Origin of the sequence: Flavobacterium sp. PS2, from assembly GCF_046250155.1 — a bacterium.
In the GTDB taxonomy this organism is placed as follows: Bacteria; Bacteroidota; Bacteroidia; order Flavobacteriales; family Flavobacteriaceae; genus Flavobacterium.
Window position 1 is genome coordinate 5117623 of record NZ_CP176426.1, and the last position, 19614, is coordinate 5137236.

General features: G+C 30.3%; 14 protein-coding genes. 12 read left to right on the top strand and 2 right to left on the bottom strand.

The window, feature by feature from the left end; all coding sequences use genetic code 11:
- The first annotated feature begins 110 nt into the window (after nucleotides 1–110).
- The gene (locus ACJ6WR_RS22075; RefSeq protein ID WP_039114671.1) at nucleotides 111–719 is read left to right on the top strand and encodes a nitroreductase; all 609 of its coding nucleotides are present in this window, start codon (nucleotides 111–113) and stop codon (nucleotides 717–719) included.
- 222 nt (nucleotides 720–941) lie between these two features.
- A complete protein-coding gene (locus ACJ6WR_RS22080; protein WP_409416515.1) occupies nucleotides 942–2339 on the top strand; it encodes an MATE family efflux transporter in 1398 nt (465 codons plus the stop codon).
- A gap of 171 nt (nucleotides 2340–2510) precedes the next feature.
- On the opposite strand, the gene ACJ6WR_RS22085 is transcribed toward ACJ6WR_RS22080, so the two are convergent.
- Together ACJ6WR_RS22085 and ACJ6WR_RS22090 are read right to left on the bottom strand one after the other, a co-directional pair.
- Nucleotides 2511–6368 carry a M43 family zinc metalloprotease gene (locus ACJ6WR_RS22085; RefSeq protein ID WP_409416516.1) on the bottom strand — a complete coding sequence of 1286 codons (3858 nt, stop codon included), beginning with the start codon at nucleotides 6366–6368 and terminating at the stop codon, nucleotides 2511–2513.
- Nucleotides 6369–6800: 432 nt separating this feature from the next.
- Nucleotides 6801–7100, bottom strand: a complete 300-nt coding sequence (locus ACJ6WR_RS22090) for a helix-turn-helix domain-containing protein (protein ID WP_052250077.1) — start codon at nucleotides 7098–7100, stop codon at nucleotides 6801–6803.
- Between the two features lie 750 nt (nucleotides 7101–7850).
- Between ACJ6WR_RS22090 and ACJ6WR_RS22095 the strand changes: the two genes are divergently transcribed.
- From ACJ6WR_RS22095 to ACJ6WR_RS22140, 10 genes are all read left to right on the top strand, one after another.
- Nucleotides 7851–8927, top strand: a complete 1077-nt coding sequence (locus tag ACJ6WR_RS22095; protein WP_409416517.1) for an MraY family glycosyltransferase — start codon at nucleotides 7851–7853, stop codon at nucleotides 8925–8927.
- Between the two features lie 73 nt (nucleotides 8928–9000).
- The gene (wecB, locus tag ACJ6WR_RS22100; RefSeq protein ID WP_409416518.1) at nucleotides 9001–10128 is read left to right on the top strand and encodes a non-hydrolyzing UDP-N-acetylglucosamine 2-epimerase; all 1128 of its coding nucleotides are present in this window, start codon (nucleotides 9001–9003) and stop codon (nucleotides 10126–10128) included.
- 37 nt (nucleotides 10129–10165) lie between these two features.
- The gene (gene wecC, locus ACJ6WR_RS22105) at nucleotides 10166–11380 is read left to right on the top strand and encodes a UDP-N-acetyl-D-mannosamine dehydrogenase (protein ID WP_409416519.1); all 1215 of its coding nucleotides are present in this window, start codon (nucleotides 10166–10168) and stop codon (nucleotides 11378–11380) included.
- 3 nt (nucleotides 11381–11383) lie between these two features.
- Nucleotides 11384–12007, top strand: a complete 624-nt coding sequence (locus tag ACJ6WR_RS22110) for a DapH/DapD/GlmU-related protein (RefSeq protein ID WP_052259491.1) — start codon at nucleotides 11384–11386, stop codon at nucleotides 12005–12007.
- Nucleotides 12008–12013: 6 nt separating this feature from the next.
- The gene (locus tag ACJ6WR_RS22115; protein ID WP_409416520.1) at nucleotides 12014–13489 is read left to right on the top strand and encodes an oligosaccharide flippase family protein; all 1476 of its coding nucleotides are present in this window, start codon (nucleotides 12014–12016) and stop codon (nucleotides 13487–13489) included.
- Nucleotides 13486–14679: an O-antigen ligase gene (locus tag ACJ6WR_RS22120; RefSeq protein WP_039114663.1), complete on the top strand. Its 1194-nt coding sequence runs from the start codon at nucleotides 13486–13488 to the stop codon at nucleotides 14677–14679. Before ACJ6WR_RS22115 ends, ACJ6WR_RS22120 begins: the two co-directional genes overlap by 4 nt.
- Entirely contained in the window at nucleotides 14676–15782 is a 1107-nt protein-coding gene (locus ACJ6WR_RS22125; protein ID WP_409416521.1) for a glycosyltransferase family 4 protein, read from the top strand. Before ACJ6WR_RS22120 ends, ACJ6WR_RS22125 begins: the two co-directional genes overlap by 4 nt.
- An 8-nt stretch (nucleotides 15783–15790) precedes the next feature.
- Entirely contained in the window at nucleotides 15791–16900 is a 1110-nt protein-coding gene (locus ACJ6WR_RS22130) for a glycosyltransferase (RefSeq protein ID WP_165572115.1), read from the top strand.
- Between the two features lie 332 nt (nucleotides 16901–17232).
- A complete protein-coding gene (locus ACJ6WR_RS22135; RefSeq protein WP_052259489.1) occupies nucleotides 17233–18273 on the top strand; it encodes a glycosyltransferase family 4 protein in 1041 nt (346 codons plus the stop codon).
- A complete protein-coding gene (locus tag ACJ6WR_RS22140; RefSeq protein ID WP_039114659.1) occupies nucleotides 18270–19613 on the top strand; it encodes a hypothetical protein in 1344 nt (447 codons plus the stop codon). The genes ACJ6WR_RS22135 and ACJ6WR_RS22140 overlap by 4 nt, the downstream gene beginning before the upstream one ends.
- The last annotated feature ends 1 nt before the right edge of the window (nucleotide 19614 follow it).

Below are 19614 nucleotides of genomic sequence, written 5' to 3' on the forward strand. Positions count from 1 at the left end.
TAATTTAGTTCAGCAAAGCTATTTATAATAATTTTAAATAACAAAATTTATTTTGCATATTTTTCGTACTTAATTTTATCTAAATTATCACTAAATCTTTATTAAAGTTTATGGAAACAAGTATCATAAGTTCTTCATCTGAAGTTGCAACTCAGCTAATTAGATTTAGAAAAAGTATTTATGCTGATTCTTATGTAGGAGGAAGTCTTTCAGATACAGTATTGCAGGAAATTCTAATCAATGCAACATGGGCGCCTACTCATAAAATGACAGAACCCTGGAGATTTATAGTGCTTGAAGGAAGTCAACTTGAAAAATATGGAAATTATATGGCAGGCTATTACAAGTATCTGTATGAGGATATTACTGATGTCGAAAAAAAAGCGGCAAAGTATAATTATCTTAAAAAATATCCACTTAAAGCGGCGTGTCTGATCGGAGTGATTCTTTCTAAAAGCACCAAAGTGAACATTCCTGAGTGGGAAGAACTGGCTGCCGTTTCCTGCGCAGTGCAAAATATGGCTATTAGTGCAACTTCTTATCAGTTGGGTTCCTATTGGGATTCAAGTGGTGCTGCAATAGAGTATGTAAAAACCTTTGGTCTCGAGGCCAATGAGCAATCTTTAGGACTATTTTTTATAGGTTTCCCTGAGGAGTCGGCACTTTCTGTAACCAAAAGGAGAACCGCTATAGATAAAAAAGTTTCCTGGCATATTTAATAAAGAGGTTTGAAATTATCCTGAAAACCATGCGAAACAAAAGTTAAGCTAAATTTTAAAAGAAGAATCTGCAGCTGTGATAATAAAGATGCTGTTTAGCTCTTCACTTACGAAAAAATAAAGGCAGATAATCACCCCACCAGAGAGGATTGATCCGGGTATTTTAGTACCGCTGCCATTCTCCAAAAAAATCTTAATATTTCTCTTTTAAACCAAATAATTGTGCTAGTAAAAATACGTTCAATATTTACTTTATTCAGGATTGCATTGCAAGGAACTGAAAAGAATTTTACCACAGGAAATGTAAACAGGGCGACCTTTTTATTATCTGTACCTACCATGTTAGAGCTCAGTATGGAGTCTCTTTTTGTTTTAGTCGATCTTCTTTTTGTAAGCAGTCTGGGTGAAAATGCCATTACAGTCGTAGGGATTACTAACTCTGTAGTGATTCTTATTCAGTCAGTAGCGATGGGTTTGAGTATTGCGGCAACAGCAATGATTTCAAGAAGGGTAGGAGAACAAAAACCTCGTAGAGCAGGACAGACCGCAATGCAGGTCATTTATTTGGGGATTTTCCTTTCTGTGATATGCAGCGTTTTAGCCGTAATTTTTAACCAGGAGATTATGCGTTTTGCAGGTGGATCAGATCATTTGGTGAGCTACGGCAACACTTTTTCTAAAACTATGTTTGCAGGACTCATTTTTATGATCATGCGTATTTTGATTAACGGAGTGTTTAGAGGTTCCGGAGATGCCTCGATGGCTATGCGAACCCTCGCATTTTCGAATGTTTTAAATGGTTTGCTGTGCGCGGTACTAATCTTCGGATTGGGTCCATTTCCGAAACTGGGTTTATTGGGAGCTGCAGTGGCTATGGTGATTGCAAATGTCTTTAGTGTTGGTTACCAGTTATGGTATTTGTTTAAAAATAATAGCACAATTATTATAGGAAAACGACAGATGTTGATGGTTCCAGCCCTGATGAAACGAATCCTAAAACTTGCAACTGCCGGAATGATTCAGAACCTGGTGCCTTCTTCAAGTAGATTTTTAATGATTGTGATTGTTGCCAAACTTGGTGAAAATGTACTAGCCGGCTATATAATTGCCAATCGGATTATTATGTTTAGTGTTTTACCTGCCTATGGAATTGCTAATGCAGCTGGTGTATTAACCGGTCAAAACCTTGGTGCAAGACAGCCGGAAAGGGCAGAAGCTTCGGTATGGAAAACAGGAGCGTTTAATATGTGTTTTCTGGGGCTAATTGCCATTTTTTTATTGATCTATGCCAAAACTCTGGCAGGATTTTTTACCCATGATGAGCAAATCCTTTCTTATGCAAGTACTTATTTGCAGTATATGGCTATTGCTTACTTTTTCTTCGGTTATACCATGGTAATCTCTCGTGCATTAAATGCAGCCGGAAGTGTAAACACGGTGACCGTACTTTATATCCTAATGTTTTACATTATCCAGCTTCCATTATCATATTTACTGGGTACTTATTACGAATGGGGACCAAAAGGAATATTTATTGCCATCCTAATTTCGGAAATTGTATTGGCAACTAGCAGTGTTTTAGTTTTTAGAACCGGCAAATGGAAAACGGTGAAGTTGTAAAAGATTTGAATTATCATTAAACCAATCAATTTGACGGGAACTATAAAAAGGAAGGCTTGCTATTATTTATGATTCATTTTCTTGTAGATATTTACAACATATAAAAAAACCGCTGAGAAATAATTTTCAGCGGTTTCAGTTTTATGATTACTTATAAAGTATTAGCAAATTTTATTTTACCAATAATTTTTTACTTTGTTTATAAGCCCCATCGGTAAGTATAACATGATAAATACCTGTTGGCAAATTCTTGATAGTATAACTAGATGCATTGCGTACAGTATCTATTACAACGCCGTTATTGTTGTAAATGGTAATTATTGCAGTAGCACTATTTACATTTTCAAAAGAGAAATTAACTACATCTGAAGCAGGATTTGGATACATCGAAAAGGATTTATTTCCTGCTAGTGAATCATTAGCTTCAGCTCCGGCAAGAGGAAGAGTTATGTCAAGATAACTACTCCAATCGCTTGTTCCGGCCGCATTAACTGCTCTTACTCTAAATCTATAAGCTGTTTCAGTTCCTTGTTTTGGAACCCACAAATAATACGTAGTCGATGTTCCTTGGGTTGCCCATCCAGTTGCAGCTTTGTATAATTGTACTTCATAGCTTGTTGCATTTGCGACTTGTGTCCATGAAGCATAAAAACCTTGAGCGTAAATTCCCGAATTAGTTATATTTGTAGGAGTTGCCAGAGTTACAGGATTTGGATTTGATGGTCCAAAAGTTACCGTATAATCTTCAACTTCTCCATCGCCAATACTTCCGCATACAGCAGTTGGGTTCGAATTATATTTCATTACAATACGCATTCTGGTTGTTCCAGTAGCATCATTTGGCACCGTAAAATTACCAGTAACTGTACCATTCGACGAAAGTCCAGTGATTACTTTCTCTGAAGCTTCAAATGTGTTATTTTTATTGTAATCTATCCAAATTCCCCAAGATTCAGTATAATTAGAACTAGAAAAACCTGGAGTTAAACTAACTGGTGTACTTGCGTTTGGAGTTAATGTAATATTCTGAGAAGTGTAGTTTCCATATCCGGAAGCATTCGCACCAGATGAATTTGTATAACTTCCTATTACAACATCTTTAATATATTCATATTGATTTGCTCCTTGTGCACTACAATATGGTGAAGTAGCTGCTATAACAGCCGTTGCAACATTAGAATAATCAGAAAATGTAGTATTAGCATTTGCTCTTACCTTATAAGTATACGTATTTCCAGCTGTTAATCCAGTATTTGTATATGTTACAACATTAGCTCCAAGTGTTGCAATAACGCTATAAACACCATCAGCCGAAGCTCTTTCAACTGAGTAAGCAGTTTCATTAGTAGCATTATCTGTCCATGTTAATACAGCTTGAAGCGTAGTAGAGTTTGGAGTTGCTACTAAATTTGTAGGCGCTGCAACTGTTGTTCCGCTTGTAGCTCCAGCTATTATAGCTTCAAAAGGTTTAGTGTTGTAAGCATAATCGGTGATAGTATATCCATCTCCGCTAGCTGTAACTTTTACCTTGAACCAACCGTAGCAAGTTCTTCCTCTGCTAGTGTATTCAAAACCTACATAACCAGTTTGATTGTCCCAAGCTGTATAAGTTGCTGTACGTAAATCTAATTGATCAGGGTATGCTGCGCCAGGTGTAACAAAAGTACTTGAAGCACCTATAGATGTACCAGCAGCAATTTTAGCAATATTTCTTGTTCCAGTTATTCCGACTAATCTCTTGCCGTAAGTTTCAATTTTTAATGCACTGGCAGCAAATTGCCAAGCACCATATTCGGTATTGTCACCAATACCCAAATCTATATATTTCCAAGTGATTGCAGGAGAAACTATAAAATCAGGATTATCTACATAAACAATTCCATAAGGAGCATCGAATTTTATATTTATTGTTTTTGCAGGATTATCCACAGTTATAATTCCGCCAGTTATTGCAGCGTCTTTAAATGTAACTATAACAGCAGCATCATTGGCAGGTAAATGTGGATTTGCTTTCCCTGTAAAAGTAAGCGCTACTTTAGAGTTACTTTGTAATGTTAAAACAGCTGTTAAACCAGTTGGTACTCCCGAAATAGTGTAATCAGTTCCAGGGGTAAATGTTCCTGTACTTTTGGTAAAAGTTCCATTATTGGTCGACAGTGAAATCTCAGTGCTTGATGTTATGCCACCATCATTAGCATCAGCCTCATATAGTGTATTTGCAGATAACACAACAGCAGTTTTAGCCGTCATTCCTGTGTTAATTGTCGCACCTGGTTGAGTATTATAAGCATATTCAGAGATTGTATAACCGTCTCCATTTGCTGCAACGGTAACTTTGAACCATCCATAGCAAGTTAAACCATCAATAAGATAATCAAAACCAACATATCCAGATTTCCCATCCCAGTTTGTATAAGCTGCAGTACGTAAATCTAATTGGTTGGGATAAGCTCCTGGTGCTGTAAAATTGCTTGCAGGACCTACTTGAGTATTTGGAGCTAATAGCGAAATATTTTTAGTTCCGGTTTGACATACTAATTTTTTAGCATAAGTTTCAATTTTTAGCGCATTGGCAGCAAATCTCCAGCCTCCAAAAGCTGGATCATCTCCTTTTTCTATTTCAAAATATTTCCAGGTTAGGGCTGATGAAACAGTTACGTCAGGCATATCAACAAAAAAAATCCCATAGGGATTTACAAAATTGAAATTGAAATATATACTTGTACAAGATAAACCTGTTGTGCCTCCTGTAAATGCTGCTGGCAAAAATGAGATTGCTCCTTTAGTATTATTAGTTAATAAATGATTTGTTGCTTTTCCTGTTAAGGTAACTGTTATTTGAGAATTGGAGTTAACAGTAAGTACTGGTGTAATTCCTGCTGGGAATGTGTGAGTAAAATGTGTTCCCGCTAGCATAGTTCCAGAACTAATTGCAAGTGATTTTGTTCCTGATAGTGTTATTATCGATGATGTGTCAAAAGATCCATCATTTACTACAGCTTCTTTAAAAGAACTTTTATTCACAGTTAATAAGCTTCCTGTATAATTAACTCCCGTTGCAATGAGATTACTTTCTTGCCAAAGGGTTTTTCTTGCGGGATGTTCTAAGGCAGCGAGCATCCGATCTATTTGCCCTTGAGTGTACATTTTATAACATCCTTGTGCGCCATTGTAACCCATGTAATTTTCATTATTCACTCTGTCGCCGTTACAATTTGTTCCTTGAGTGCAGGCTAAGGTATGTAATCCGTCTTCAAGAGGAGTGTCGGCTACTTGATCTGTGCCTGTGCAACCACCCTCAAATGTGTGTATTAGATTGAGGAAATGCCCAAATTCATGTGTTAGTGTAGCCGAAAATTCTTTACTATAGGAGTTATCATATAAATAAGCTCCATTAAAGACTACACGGGCTGTATTGTCAGCAGTCATACCAGAGTCAGGGTACCAAGCTACTCCTGAGTTATTGAGAGCTCCATCTTGGTAAAGATCATTTTGGATATATACATTCATGTATTTTGTATTATCCCAAGCATCGGCTGCAATCTGATCATCATATCCGCTACCGTTGCCATACCCGTTTTTGGTAGAATGAAAGACGACTCCCGAGGTACAGCCTCCATTCGGATCAATTTTAGCAAGTTTAAACTCAATATTTAACGAGCCTCTTCTGGGTTGAAAAAATGGATCAACTGTTGCATAATCAGCATTTCGACCATTGAAATCATCATTAAGTTGAGCAAGATGATTTACTATTTTTTCGTAGGTAATGGTTTTTCCACTTTGAACATCTCCGTATATATGAAAAACAACGGGAATTACGTAGGATGTTTGTAGTAGTTTGGAAGTCTTGGATTTCCGTTCTGCACTAAACTTTTTGGTAAACGCATCAAAGTTTTGCCGTTCTTTTAATGCATTGGGGTTCTGTTTGTAAATTTTGTCATTTTCTTCTTTTGTTCTGCAGGGTAGCCCTTGAGCACTAATTTTAAGAACAAAAATAAACGCCACAAATAATAATAATTTTGGTTTCATAATTTTTTTTGGGGTTTGTTAATAATGAGACCAAAGATATCTGAATAGTTTAAAATATGATTATACTATATTATTCTGTTTTAATATGAAATAATCCAAATAAATTAACTTTAAAATTATATTAAGTATTTTTTTACTCTTAATTTAATAAGTTTAATGTAATTGATAAAAAAGTGTCTTGTTCTAAAATGTTATATCCATTGATGTATTCCAGTTATAGCTTTGGGCTTACAAAGGAGCATTTTCGGAATACTAAATTCTAAGCAATTTGGATAGTATTAATGGAGAGATAAGTGATAGTTGCGAAATTCAATAAGTACTGAATTTCTAAAGTAGGGTAGAGGAATATTAGGAGAATCTAAACTCAGGAAGTTTTTCTACCTATAGTATATATAGGTAGGTAGTATCAAAGGACTATTTAAATTACGATGGTTATAATTGTCCAAATATAAAATCATGCTTTTTTATATTATTATCTACATAATCATGATTAGAAGATTTGTTATAACTCTTATTAAAAAAATAAGATATATCAAGGAATAATAAATCATTTAATGAAACTCCAAAAACGGAAGCTATTTTTGATAATTTAGAAATTGTTAAATCAATTTCACCACGTTCAATTTTACCATATCCACTAATACTCATATCCATCTCAGAAGCTACAAATTTTCTTGTAAGATTTTTCATTTCGCGTATAGTTCTGATATTTTCTGATATATTTTTATTCATGAGAAACTAATTTTTGTAAATACATTTTAAAGCAATAAATCATTCAAAAAAATGTATCTGTTTAATTGTTAATAAATTATACGCAAAATTAATTAGGAAATGAAAATTAAAAAGCCACAATAAATCATTAAAATATTATAATAAGTTTTTTCAAAATAATTGTTTGAGAACTTAATTTTAGTAAAAAAATGAACCATATCAATATTTTGAACAGTATCTATATTGTTGTTTGTGAGGTCTTTATTGTTTGTATAAACGTTTTTTTGATAACTTCTAAATCAAAAAAAAGAATAAATTAGTTGATTTTGTACTGCAAAATTTATTCAAAATAATATATGCTAAATAAGATTTAGTGTATATATCTAATTTTTCTATTAATCAACTCTTTTTCCGAATAAGATGTCCTTATTTAGGACATTATGCCACTTTTAATTCAGCCTTTTTTTTAAGCTTACAAGTACTTTTGTAAAAAATTAGCTACTATCTATTGGTGCTAAAAACAGCATGAAAGACTCCTTTTTAAGTACTGTATTTTAAAGTATTTACCTGTGATTTGATCTGCTTGATTTTCTTAATAATATATCCAAATAATAGCCAAAATGTGACTGGCTACGGGGGACCCTTTTCTATATTTTAAATATTCTATCCATTTTGTCTTTTTAGTTGTTATCGAAATTGCGTTTATCTATATCTGATAAACATCAAATCTAAATAAATTAAAAACACGATTTTATTATAAGTTTTATGCAAATGTTAATGACATATATTCTGAATTACTACTTTTTAGGAGCTTTTATAATAGTACTTTTTTCTTTTTTAGCGTCTTATAAACTATTTCCTATATTGATTCATTTAAGTTCTGTAAAAAAATTATCCAAAATTCCAGAAGAAAGAAGTTCTCACCTATATAATACACCAACTATGGGTGGAGTAGGGATTTTCTTTGGCTTTACATTGACGTTTGCATTTTTAGGATCAATTTTAAATAAATATTTACAAATAGATACCTTATTAGATTTAACAGCCTCCCTTTTAATTTTATTCTTTATTGGTATCAAGGACGATTTATTAGTCATTTCTCCTTTAAAAAAATTAATAGCGCAATTCTTTGCAGCTGGAATTTTAATTCTGTTTTCAGATATATATATAACCAATTTTTATGGAATTTTTGGTATTCATGAACTTCCATATGTTATCTCAATCATTTTTACCTTTTTTGCTTTTGTAGTTGTTATAAACGCTTACAACCTAATAGACGGTATTGATGGTTTGGCTGGCGCAATTGCCTTAATAATTAGTTTATTTTTCGGATTTTATTTTTTAGCAAATAGACAATTCACGCAAATGCTGATTTCGTTTTCTTTGATAGGTCCACTAATTGCCTTTCTTAAATTTAATGTTTCCAAAACTCAAAAAATTTTTATGGGTGATACGGGAAGTATGGTAATTGGTTTTATTATAATGTATCAATCTATCAATTTCCTAACAATAAATGAGACTTTGGCAATTCCGTTTTCACTAGATAATGGGCCTATTTTTATTTTAGCATTTCTTTCTTTACCCTTAACAGATACTTTAAGAGTTTTTATTATTAGAATTAAAAATGGCCAAAGCCCTTTTAAAGCTGACCGTAATCACATTCACCATTACTTTTTAGATTCAGGATTGACACATATAAAAGCAACAATTATTATTACATCATTATCCTTAATTGTAATTCTAAGTGCATTTTTACTACAGAACGTAAATATCAATCTTGCTTTATTCTTAATTATTATCATTTCTTCTATTGTCTATCTGCCTTTAACATTGAGGAAGTCAAGATAATTAGTATGATAAAAAGTATTCTTTAGAGAATATCTAAAACTCAAATTATAACATAATAATTAAAATAATTAAAATGGCAAAAGTACTTATTGTATTCGGAACTCGTCCTGAAGCAATTAAAATGGCCCCATTGGTTAAAGAATTTAAGAAGTATCCAAAAACATTTACTACGAAAGTATGTGTAACAGCTCAACATAGAGAAATGTTAGATCAAGTATTAAACTTTTTTGACATTACTCCAGATTACGACCTTGATTTAATGAAACCAAATCAAGACTTATATAGCTTAACATCGGATATAATTATTAACATGAAATCTGTGTTAGAAGATTTTCAACCAGATTATGTGTTCGTACATGGAGATACCACAACAACTATGGCAGGAAGTATCGCCTCATTTTATAGCGGTGCTAAAATATGTCATGTTGAAGCTGGTTTAAGAACCCATAATAAATGGGCACCGTTTCCAGAAGAAATAAATAGACAGATAACAGGACGTTTATCAGATTATCATTTTGCACCTACCAAATTGTCTAAGCAAAATTTATTAAACGAAAATATAGCCGAAGATTCAATCATAATTTCTGGAAATACTGTCATTGATGCGTTGTTGCAAAGTATAGACAAAGTAAATCAAGCACCGAGTAGCTTAATTCAGGAACTATCAACAAAGCTTGGCGAAAAAGAGATGATTCTTGTAACAGGACATCGAAGAGAAAATCATGGAGATGGATTTATCCGCATATGTGAGGCTTTAAAAGCTATAGCAATGGATAATCTGGACCGAATAATTGTTTATCCAGTTCACTTAAATCCTAAGGTACAAGAACCTGTAAATCGAATTTTATCTGATATTCCTAATGTATTACTTATTAATCCTTTGGCTTATGAGGATTTTATTTGGATGATGAATCGATCTAAACTAATTATTACAGATAGTGGTGGTGTACAAGAAGAAGCACCTAGTCTAGGTAAACCAGTCCTAGTTATGCGAGATATTACCGAACGTCCGGAAGCGGTAGAAGCAGGAACCGTAATACTAGTTGGAACTGATAAAGAATTGATTATAAAAGAAACCTTGGATCTTTTAAATGATAAAGATCGTTTTGATAGCATGAGTTCTTTACATAACCCTTATGGTGATGGTAATGCGAGTAATAGAATAGTAAATTTTATTGCAGAATTGAAGGTACAGAAATAATATAGCGGGATAAACTCACGAACAAAAAATAATAACAATGAATCAACCAGAAGTTGTAATGATTGGTTTAGGCTATATAGGTCTACCAACAGCAGCATTAATAGCGTCTAAAAATATCCGTGTACTAGGTGTCGATATTAACCCTATAGTAGTAGATACTATAAATATGGGTAAAATTCACATTGTAGAACCACAATTAGATATTGCTGTTGAAAATGCTGTTAAAGCAGGTTTTTTAAAAGCTGCTACAACGCCAGTAGAAGCTTCAACCTATTTAATAGTTGTTCCTACACCTTTTAAAGGAAGAAATGAACCAGATATTTCATTTGTTCAAGCAGCTACAAAAAGTATTATCCCGATTTTAAAAAAAGGAGATTTGTATATTATAGAATCTACTTCTCCAATCGGAACTACTGAAAAAATGAGAGATTTTATCTTTAGTGAACGACCTGAATTAGAGGGCTTTTTAGATATTGCTTATTGCCCTGAGCGTGTATTACCCGGAAATGTTATGTATGAATTGGTATATAACGATAGAGTAATCGGCGGAATAGATGATAAATCAACAGAAAAAGCAATTGCCTTTTATTCAAGATTTGTACAATCTAAATTACACGCTACAAATGCACGAACTGCAGAAATGTGCAAATTAGTGGAAAACTCGTCAAGAGATGTACAAATTGCATTCGCTAATGAATTGTCATTGATTTGCGATAAAGCAAACATAAATGTATGGGAATTAATTGCTCTTGCTAATAAACACCCGAGAGTAAACATTCTACAACCTGGGTCTGGTGTTGGAGGACATTGTATCGCTGTTGACCCATACTTTTTGGTTTCAACATATCCGCTGGAATCTAAAATAATAAACACAGCCAGAGAAATTAACAATTTTAAGTCATTTTGGTGTGCTGAAAAAATTCAATCTACCAAACTAAAATTTGAATTAAAACACGGAAGAAAAGCTAGTATCGCTCTTATGGGATTAGCATTTAAACCAAATATTGATGATTTAAGAGAATCTCCAGCTAAATATATAGTTCAAAAAGTTTTGCAAGATGATAACAATGGAGAATATTTTATAGTAGAACCTAACATCACAGAACACAAAGTTTTTAAATTAACCAATTACGAAGAAGCGGCTCGTTCAGCAGATATAATTGTATTTCTAGTTAATCATAAGGAATTTAAAGAAATTGAGATTGTTGAGGACAAAGAGGTTTTAGATTTTTGTGGTGTAATAAAAAATTAAGTCATGTTAAGATATATAAATAATTTAATCAGTGTTTTTTTTGATAAACGTTCTTCTAATGAAGTAAAAAGTAAGGTGACATTACTAGGTAAAAATTATATTTTTAGAAGATCAACCATAATAAATTTACAAGAAGGTTCTTTAAAGTCAGATATCGTTTTAGATGATAATGTTTGGATTTTGGGCTCACTAACATCATGCAATGGTGGTAAAATTAAATTTGGAGGCTTTAGCAAAATCGGTACAAACTCTATAATAATGTCAGCTAATCACGTTGAAATTGGCAGTTATACGGCAATAGCAAATAATGTTAGAATAATTGATAATAATAATCACCCTATAAATCCAGAAGATAGATTATTTATGCGTCAACAATCTGAAGATTCATCATATAGATCAATAAAACATTCTGATTCGGCTCCTATCATGATTGGAGATAATTGTTGGATAGGAGAGTTTGCTCGTATATGCAAAGGTGTAACAATTGGTAACAATTCTATTGTAGCAGCGTCCTCTGTTGTAACAAAAGATGTTCCTGAAAATGCAATAGTTGCTGGAAATCCTGCGAAAATCGTAAAAATTGATATTGATAAATTACCAAGAAAATTTCTAAAAGAAGAAATCTAAATTCATATGAAATCAAGAAGTCAAATAATTTCTCTAATAACAGGCAAAGGTTTAGCCTTAATAGCTACAATGCTGATGCCAATGATATTAACAAGATTTCTTAATATGCAAGATTATGGTACATATGGACAATTTTATACCGTTTTATTATTTTTAGTTGGTATTAGTACAATGGGGATTCATACAAGTTTGTATTATTTTTTCAATATTAAAGAAGGTAAAGATCAAAAAAAACTAATTCTACAGTCACTAATAATTTTATTATTAATGGCAGTGGTAATAGTATTTATTCTCAAAATTCCGATTATAAATGAAAATATCCTAGAGAAAAGTGGGTTAAGTAAATACTTTATTTATTTGGTATTAGCTTTACTTTTCTCCATACCTGTCGAAATGATACAGCCCTTATATATACTTCATAATGACAAAAAAATGAGTCTAATGTATCCTTTTTTTTTGGTTATATTGAAGACTATTTGTATCATAAGTTTCACACTTTACAACAACAATATTGACTCCGTATTAAAAGGTGTAATTTTGGCTAGTTTTATTACTTTTTCTTTTTTATGCTATTATATAATAATTAAAATTAAGAGAATTCAGATAGAATTTGACTATAGTTTGATAAAAGAGCAAATTGTCTATAGTTTTCCTTTTGGATTAGCTGTAATGTTAAAATTATTTAGTTTGCGGTTTGATAAAATTGTATCACTTAGCGTTTTAACTAGTACACAATATGCAATCTATATAATTGCTTATTACGGTGTACCTGGAATTAATGAAGTATTTGATTCTCTTGCTCAAGTTTACACTATAAAAATTACTCATCTTTATAAAGAGAACAACATTGCAGAAATAGTAGAAAATTATAGAAATTTAATTGTAAAAACATTATCCTATACTCTTCCATTGGTTTTGATTGTTTGTTTATATGCAGATAGTATAATTAGTTTGCTTTTTTCAAAAAAATATTTACCTGCAACTCCATATTTTAGAATTTATTTAATTTGTGTAGTTCTTACTGCATTAGGAGCTGGATTGATACTTAGAGCTACTAACAATACTAAATCAACACTTAGGATTTACTTTATAAGTTCAATAGTAACAATGCCTGTTACTTACATTCTAGTTTGTAATTTTTCAATAGGAGGTGCTGTAACAGGTTCAGTTATTGGATTAATTATTCCAATTGCTTTAATTATTCGTAGCGAAATGAAAGTGCTGAATACCACAATATTTAATCATTTTGATTGGAAAAAAATATTTTTAATTTTTTCAATATCAATACTTGTTTATGTTCCTTTTCTGTTATTAAAAATTTATTTTGGGACTACCGTAATTATTACTGCATTACTAGGAATTATTTATCTCATTCTGGTTTTTTTATTTCAAATAAAATATGATGTGTTTATAATTGAACATGACGAGTTTCTTGAAAAAAAAATGTTATTTATAAATAAACTCAAAAGGATTATTAAATGATAAAGCTTTATAAACTTAATATTGGTTTTATTGTTATAATTTTTATTTGGCAAGCTACACAAACAAGTATTTTTAGTGGTTTTGATGGAGCTGGGAGAGTAAATGTATTTTTAACTATATCAATTTTGTTATTAAATTTATTCAATGATAAGTTCGCATACAACGTATTAAAAGAAAATTCCATCCTAATAATTGCATTTTTAGCTCTCATTTATAAAATTATTAACTCTTATTTTTTATATAATCCTAATTTTAATAAAATAGATACTGAGATATTTATAATGTCTAGGTTAGTTATTCCATTTGTAATTATATATGTAGTTACATTGATCCCAGTTAGGAGAGTAAATGTTTTTTTGAAAGTCATGATAATAACTCTATATGCATCAAGCTCTATTTTTATGTTTACTTCCAACTTTGTAAATGGAAGATTTCATAATAATATGATGAATATGAATGAAATAGTAATAATCATTTTAGCATTAGTAGCAACTATTTTATTATATGCATTAAATAATAGAATGTCTTTATTTAAAGTAATATCTCTTTTAATAATACCAACAGTTTATATAGTATTATCAGGATCAAGGATGGCTTTTGGCGCATTTCTAATTTTAGGACTTGGATATTGGACTATAAAACAAGAAAAAATGGATTTTACTTTTATATTCAAAATGATTGTTCTTGGTATTGTTTGTTATAGTTTATTCCAATATATTGCTGAAAACACAACCTTGGGTGAACGGCTAATGAATACTACTGAAGACCTTTCAGGAATGAGTGAAGCAAAAATTGTTAAAGGAACTATTTTTGAGAAATTCGGAGATCGTGGTATTTATTACATCAAAGGATGGAGCATTTTTCTTGACAATCCATATTTCGGAATTGGACTATTGAATTATCGAAAAACTAATTCTTATGTATGTCATGTTGAGTATATGATCAATTTAGCAGAACTTGGAATAATAGGGTTTACCTTTTATTTTCTTCTTTTAAAATCAATGTTTAGCAAAATATACACAAAAATCAGATTGAATAAAGACTTACAATCAAAGTTTTTAATGTGTATTTTGTTTAGTATTATTTTTTGTGGTTTTGTACTTTTTCTATATAACTCTTTCGCTATAGCTTATCTCTTTGGAATAATATCACTTTTAACCTTAAGAAAATCTCAAAATAAGTTTATATGAAAATAGTACAAATCATACCAACATTAAGTTCTGGAGGTGCACAAAGAATTACTATTGATATTTGTAATGAACTGTCAAAAAAACATGATATTTTTCTAATTCAAATTGTGTCAGATTCAATATCACATACTACTTTTTATAGAAATCAATTGAATAATAACATTCAATATATTAATTTGAAAGGAACTGATAAAAAGGTTCTTGATTTAATGGTTTTATTACCTCTTTATAAGAAAATTAATGAAATCAAACCAGATGTTGTTCATTCTCATTTAAATATTGTATATACTTTTTTACCATCAATTTTTTATAAAAAAGCAAAATATTTTCACACGATACACAGCCATGCAGCCAAAGAATGCATATCCCTTAAAGGTTATTCACTTAGAAATGTTATTCGTTTTTTTTATAGTAAAAAATTAATTAATGCAATTACAATATCGGGGGAATCTAAAAAGTCATTTGAAGAATTTTATAAACTCGATTCTCCAATACTAATCGAAAATGGATGTTATCCTAAGGTTCCCACAAATAAGTTCGAAGAGGTCAAAGAGTATATTTTTAATTTAAAAAAAAATAAAGACCGTTTGGTTTTCATCAATATTGCGCGTTGTATTGAAGCAAAGAATCACATGCTATTAGTGGAAGTTTTTAATCAACTTTTATCCGAAGATCATAATGTACTTTTACTTGTTATTGGCTCTAGTTTTGATACGCCTTTTGGACTAGAGATAAAAAAAAATGCAAGACCTGAAATTATCTTTTTAGGGCCAAAAGAAAATGTAGCAGATTATTTACTTAATTCAGATGTATTTTGTTTGAGCTCGTTATGGGAAGGATTACCTATCTCACTTTTGGAAGCCTTATCTACAGGATGTTATCCTATTTGCACTCCTGTTGGAGGAATTCCTAATGTCATTGTAAATTCTCAACTCGGATTATTGTCGAAATCTGTTTCGCATGAAGACTTTTATACAGTTATAAAAAAACATTTGATGAGCAAATCAAATATTGATAAAGAATATATAAAGAACTATTTCGATGAAAATTTCCATATAAAAAAAACCGTTGAAAAATTAAGTTTTTTCTACTTAATACAATAATGAAAAAAATGAAAATCCTTGAAGTAATAGCGAGTTTAGGAGCTGGTGGGGCAGAAACACTTTTGAAAGATTTGGCTATAGGTATAAAAAAACACAATCATGAAGTTTTGGTTGTCATAATTGATTCATTTTCTAATGACATTTCTGAGATGTCAAAAATAAATCAATTATTTGAAAACGGTATAAAAGTAATAAGTCTAAACAGGAAACCTGGCGAAAAATCACTTTTTTTATTCTTTAAAATATATAAATTATTGAAAGAAAATAAACCTACGCTAATTCATATTCATTCCTTTTTGGCAAGTATATACTTTTTTCCTTTTGCATTTATATTCAAAATCAAATTTGTTCAAACAATACACAATACACATATAAGTGAGAGTAAATTATTAAAATTAGCTTACTCTAAATTATTTCACTTAAAGTTTAAATATACCTATTGTTCTGATGAAGCTTATTTGAGTTTAAATAAAATTATAGGAGAAGGAATGGTTATCAATAATGGTATAGCTTTTCACGCAAATCAAAACATTAGAGAATTTATAACCCAAAAATATGAAATTCCCACAAACAGCTTAATTCTATTAAATGTTGGACGGATTACAAAACAAAAAAATCAATTATTACTTATTGACTTAATAGAAAACCTGAATACTGAATTATATGAAGGCACACTTTATCTATTAATATGTGGTAAGCATTATAATGACAGTCTTTATCAAAATATAAAACTGCATCATAACCAATTGAAATTTAAAAACAATATTAAATTTATTGGTATACAAGATAACATTAATGATTTAATGTATTCATCAGATTTATATATCTCCTCATCGATTCATGAAGGATTACCTATTACTGTTCTAGAAGCCATGAATACAGGTGTTCCACTCATTTTATCTCCTATAAAAGAGCATTTAAACGTATTTAGAGATTTAGAATACTGTTATTTTCCTAAAACGAATGCTGTAAGTTCGTATGTTGAGTTATTTAAAAAAAATGAAAAACTATTTGCTGTTAGTAAGGAAGAAATAATTAATAAAAGAGATTCTATGATAAAAAAATTTAGCATAAGTGCAACAGTATCAAACTACTTAATTTTTTTCAAAAATCTTTAATAATAACAATTTGGTATATGCTTATTCTGTATGCTTTATAAAATTATAAATGCTTATTTAAAATGTTAAGTATCTATAGAATGAGACATTGGTTCTATAAAAAAAGAATTTCCGCAAAAATAGGAAAACTAACAAAATTTGCTTGAGGCGGAATTGACTGTGTCCTTCATTATAATATGTATAGTAATTGGTGAAAATGTATAAATAGGAACAAATGTTACAATAGGTGGCAAATCTGAACATCCTAATGAAGTAATGAGTGTTGAATATCAATTATTCGGCTCTAAATGAATAATACCGACGCGCTAAAAGGTATTAAAACTAGTTAATAAATGAATAAAATTGTTTTTATTGGAGTTGATTACAAAAAAGGAAAAGGTGGCGTCGCTAGTGTATTGTTTCAATATTCAAAAATATTTCCTGAAGCAATATTTATTAAATCCACATCCTCAGTTAATAAAATTAGCAACTTGATACAATTTTTAATTTGTATCTCTAAGCTTTCATTTCTTTTAATTAGAAATTCTAACTTAATTATCCATATACATGGATCGTCATATCATAGTTTTTTCAGAAAGTATATCATCTATAAAATATGCAAAAGATTTTCTTGTAAAATAGTATATCATATACATGGAGGAGAATTTAATGTGTTTTATGCAAAATCATCTAAAAGAGTAAAAAGATATATTGAAGATTTTATAAACAATGCTGATCAAGTTATTTGTTTGTCAAAAGAATGGGAAATATTTTTCTTAGAAAATTTTAATCCTAAGAGAATTGATGTAGTTCCTAATATTGTCCCTTATCCTAATCTTAAAGTCAATAAATTGAATAATCTCTTTAAATTTTTATTTCTGGGCCATATTTCTGAAAACAAAGGAATTTGGTTATTACTAGATGTTATTATAGAAAATAAAAAAAAACTTCTTGGTAAATGTAAATTTCTGATAGGCGGTAATGGCGAAGTAAATAGATTACAAGAGTTAATATTAAAAAATGATTTAAACAGTTTAATAGAATATATTGGTTGGGTATCTGATGACATAAAAATCAATTACTTGAATAGTGTTAATGCTTACATTTTACCTTCTTACAACGAAGGTCTTCCAATATCTATTTTGGAAGCAATGTCATATGGTTTACCGATTTTATCTACTAACGTTGGAGGCATTCCTGAGGTAGTAAAAGAAAATGCAAACGGATATTTAATAAATCCAGGTGACAAAAAAGCATTATCAGATAAAATTTTATACATCATAGAAAAACAAAAAGAGTTTGAGTTTTTAGGAAAAAATAGCATGAAAATGGTAGAACCATACCTTCCTAAAAATGTCAAAAACATATTAAACAACTTATATAATAACATATGAATTTAGGTTTTTTTCTAAGAAATAATTTAAATTTTATGCCATATGGTATAGGTAAAATCATTTCGTTTTTGCCTTATTCTTTTAGGCCTGGAATTAGTAAAAGTTATAGAGATTCACAAAAAGAATTATTAGTATTTAATACTTTAGAAAAGAAGAAAAAAGAAGAGTATCTATTTTTTAAAATAAAAAAAATTACAATTTATGCTTATCAAAATATAGCATTTTATAAGGATTATTATAATTCATTGAATTTCAATCCTATGATGCAACTGAATTCATTCAATGATATTAAGCGCATACCAATAATCAAAAAAGAACTTTTACTTAAATACAATATTTCAGATAGGTCGGTAAACTTTACTAAAGCAGTTCAAGTAAATACTGGAGGATCAAGTGGCAAAACATTATCTTTTTTTACTCCTTCAGAAAAAATGGGTATAGAATGGGCTCATCTCCATTATATCTGGAAAAAACAAATGAAGTTTAAAGTACCTGAATTAAAGCTTATGCTTGTAGGAAGAAACGATGTTCGGAATTATGTAGATTACGATTTCGTTAGAAATAGCCTAAGATTAGATATATATAGTGATTATAATACTATATCAAAAGTATTATTAGGTAAGTATAAAAAAGTTCAAATTAAATTCCTTCATGGTTACCCAAGCGCAATATATGAACTAGCTCTTTATTGTAAGACAAATGAGCAACTCAAGGAAAGGCTTAAGAGAGATTTAAAAGGCATAATATTAAATTCTGAGTTTCCTTACGATTATTTAAGAATCACAATTGAAGAGGTTTTTGGTGTAAAAACAAATGCTTTTTATGGACACTCCGAAGGGTGTATAATAGCATATGAGATAGATAAAAATAAATATAAGCCACTTCATACTTATGGCTATGTTGAAACTGATGAAACAGAGGGAGAATCAAGTTTAATAGGAACGAATTACTACAATTTTCAATCTCCAATGATTAGATATGATACTGAAGATATTGCCTTTAATTGCGAATATAGGGACTCCTTATTAAGTTCTTTTTCGATAAAAGAAGGAAGAAGTGGTGAATATATTTTAGATAAAAAGAATAAAAAAATTCCATTGACAGGATTGATTTTTGGAAGACATCATAAATTATTTGATTACTGTGTTAGTATACAAGCAAGTCAAAGCGAAATAGGTCAAGTCGAAATTTTATACGTAATAAATCAAGACATAAATTTAAGCAAAGACTTCAATCCAATGAATTCATTTGACTCTTCTAAAGTTGATATAGAATTCACTTTTAGAGAGATACCAGAACCTGTAAAATCTATTTCGGGAAAATTTAAACTATTAATTTAAA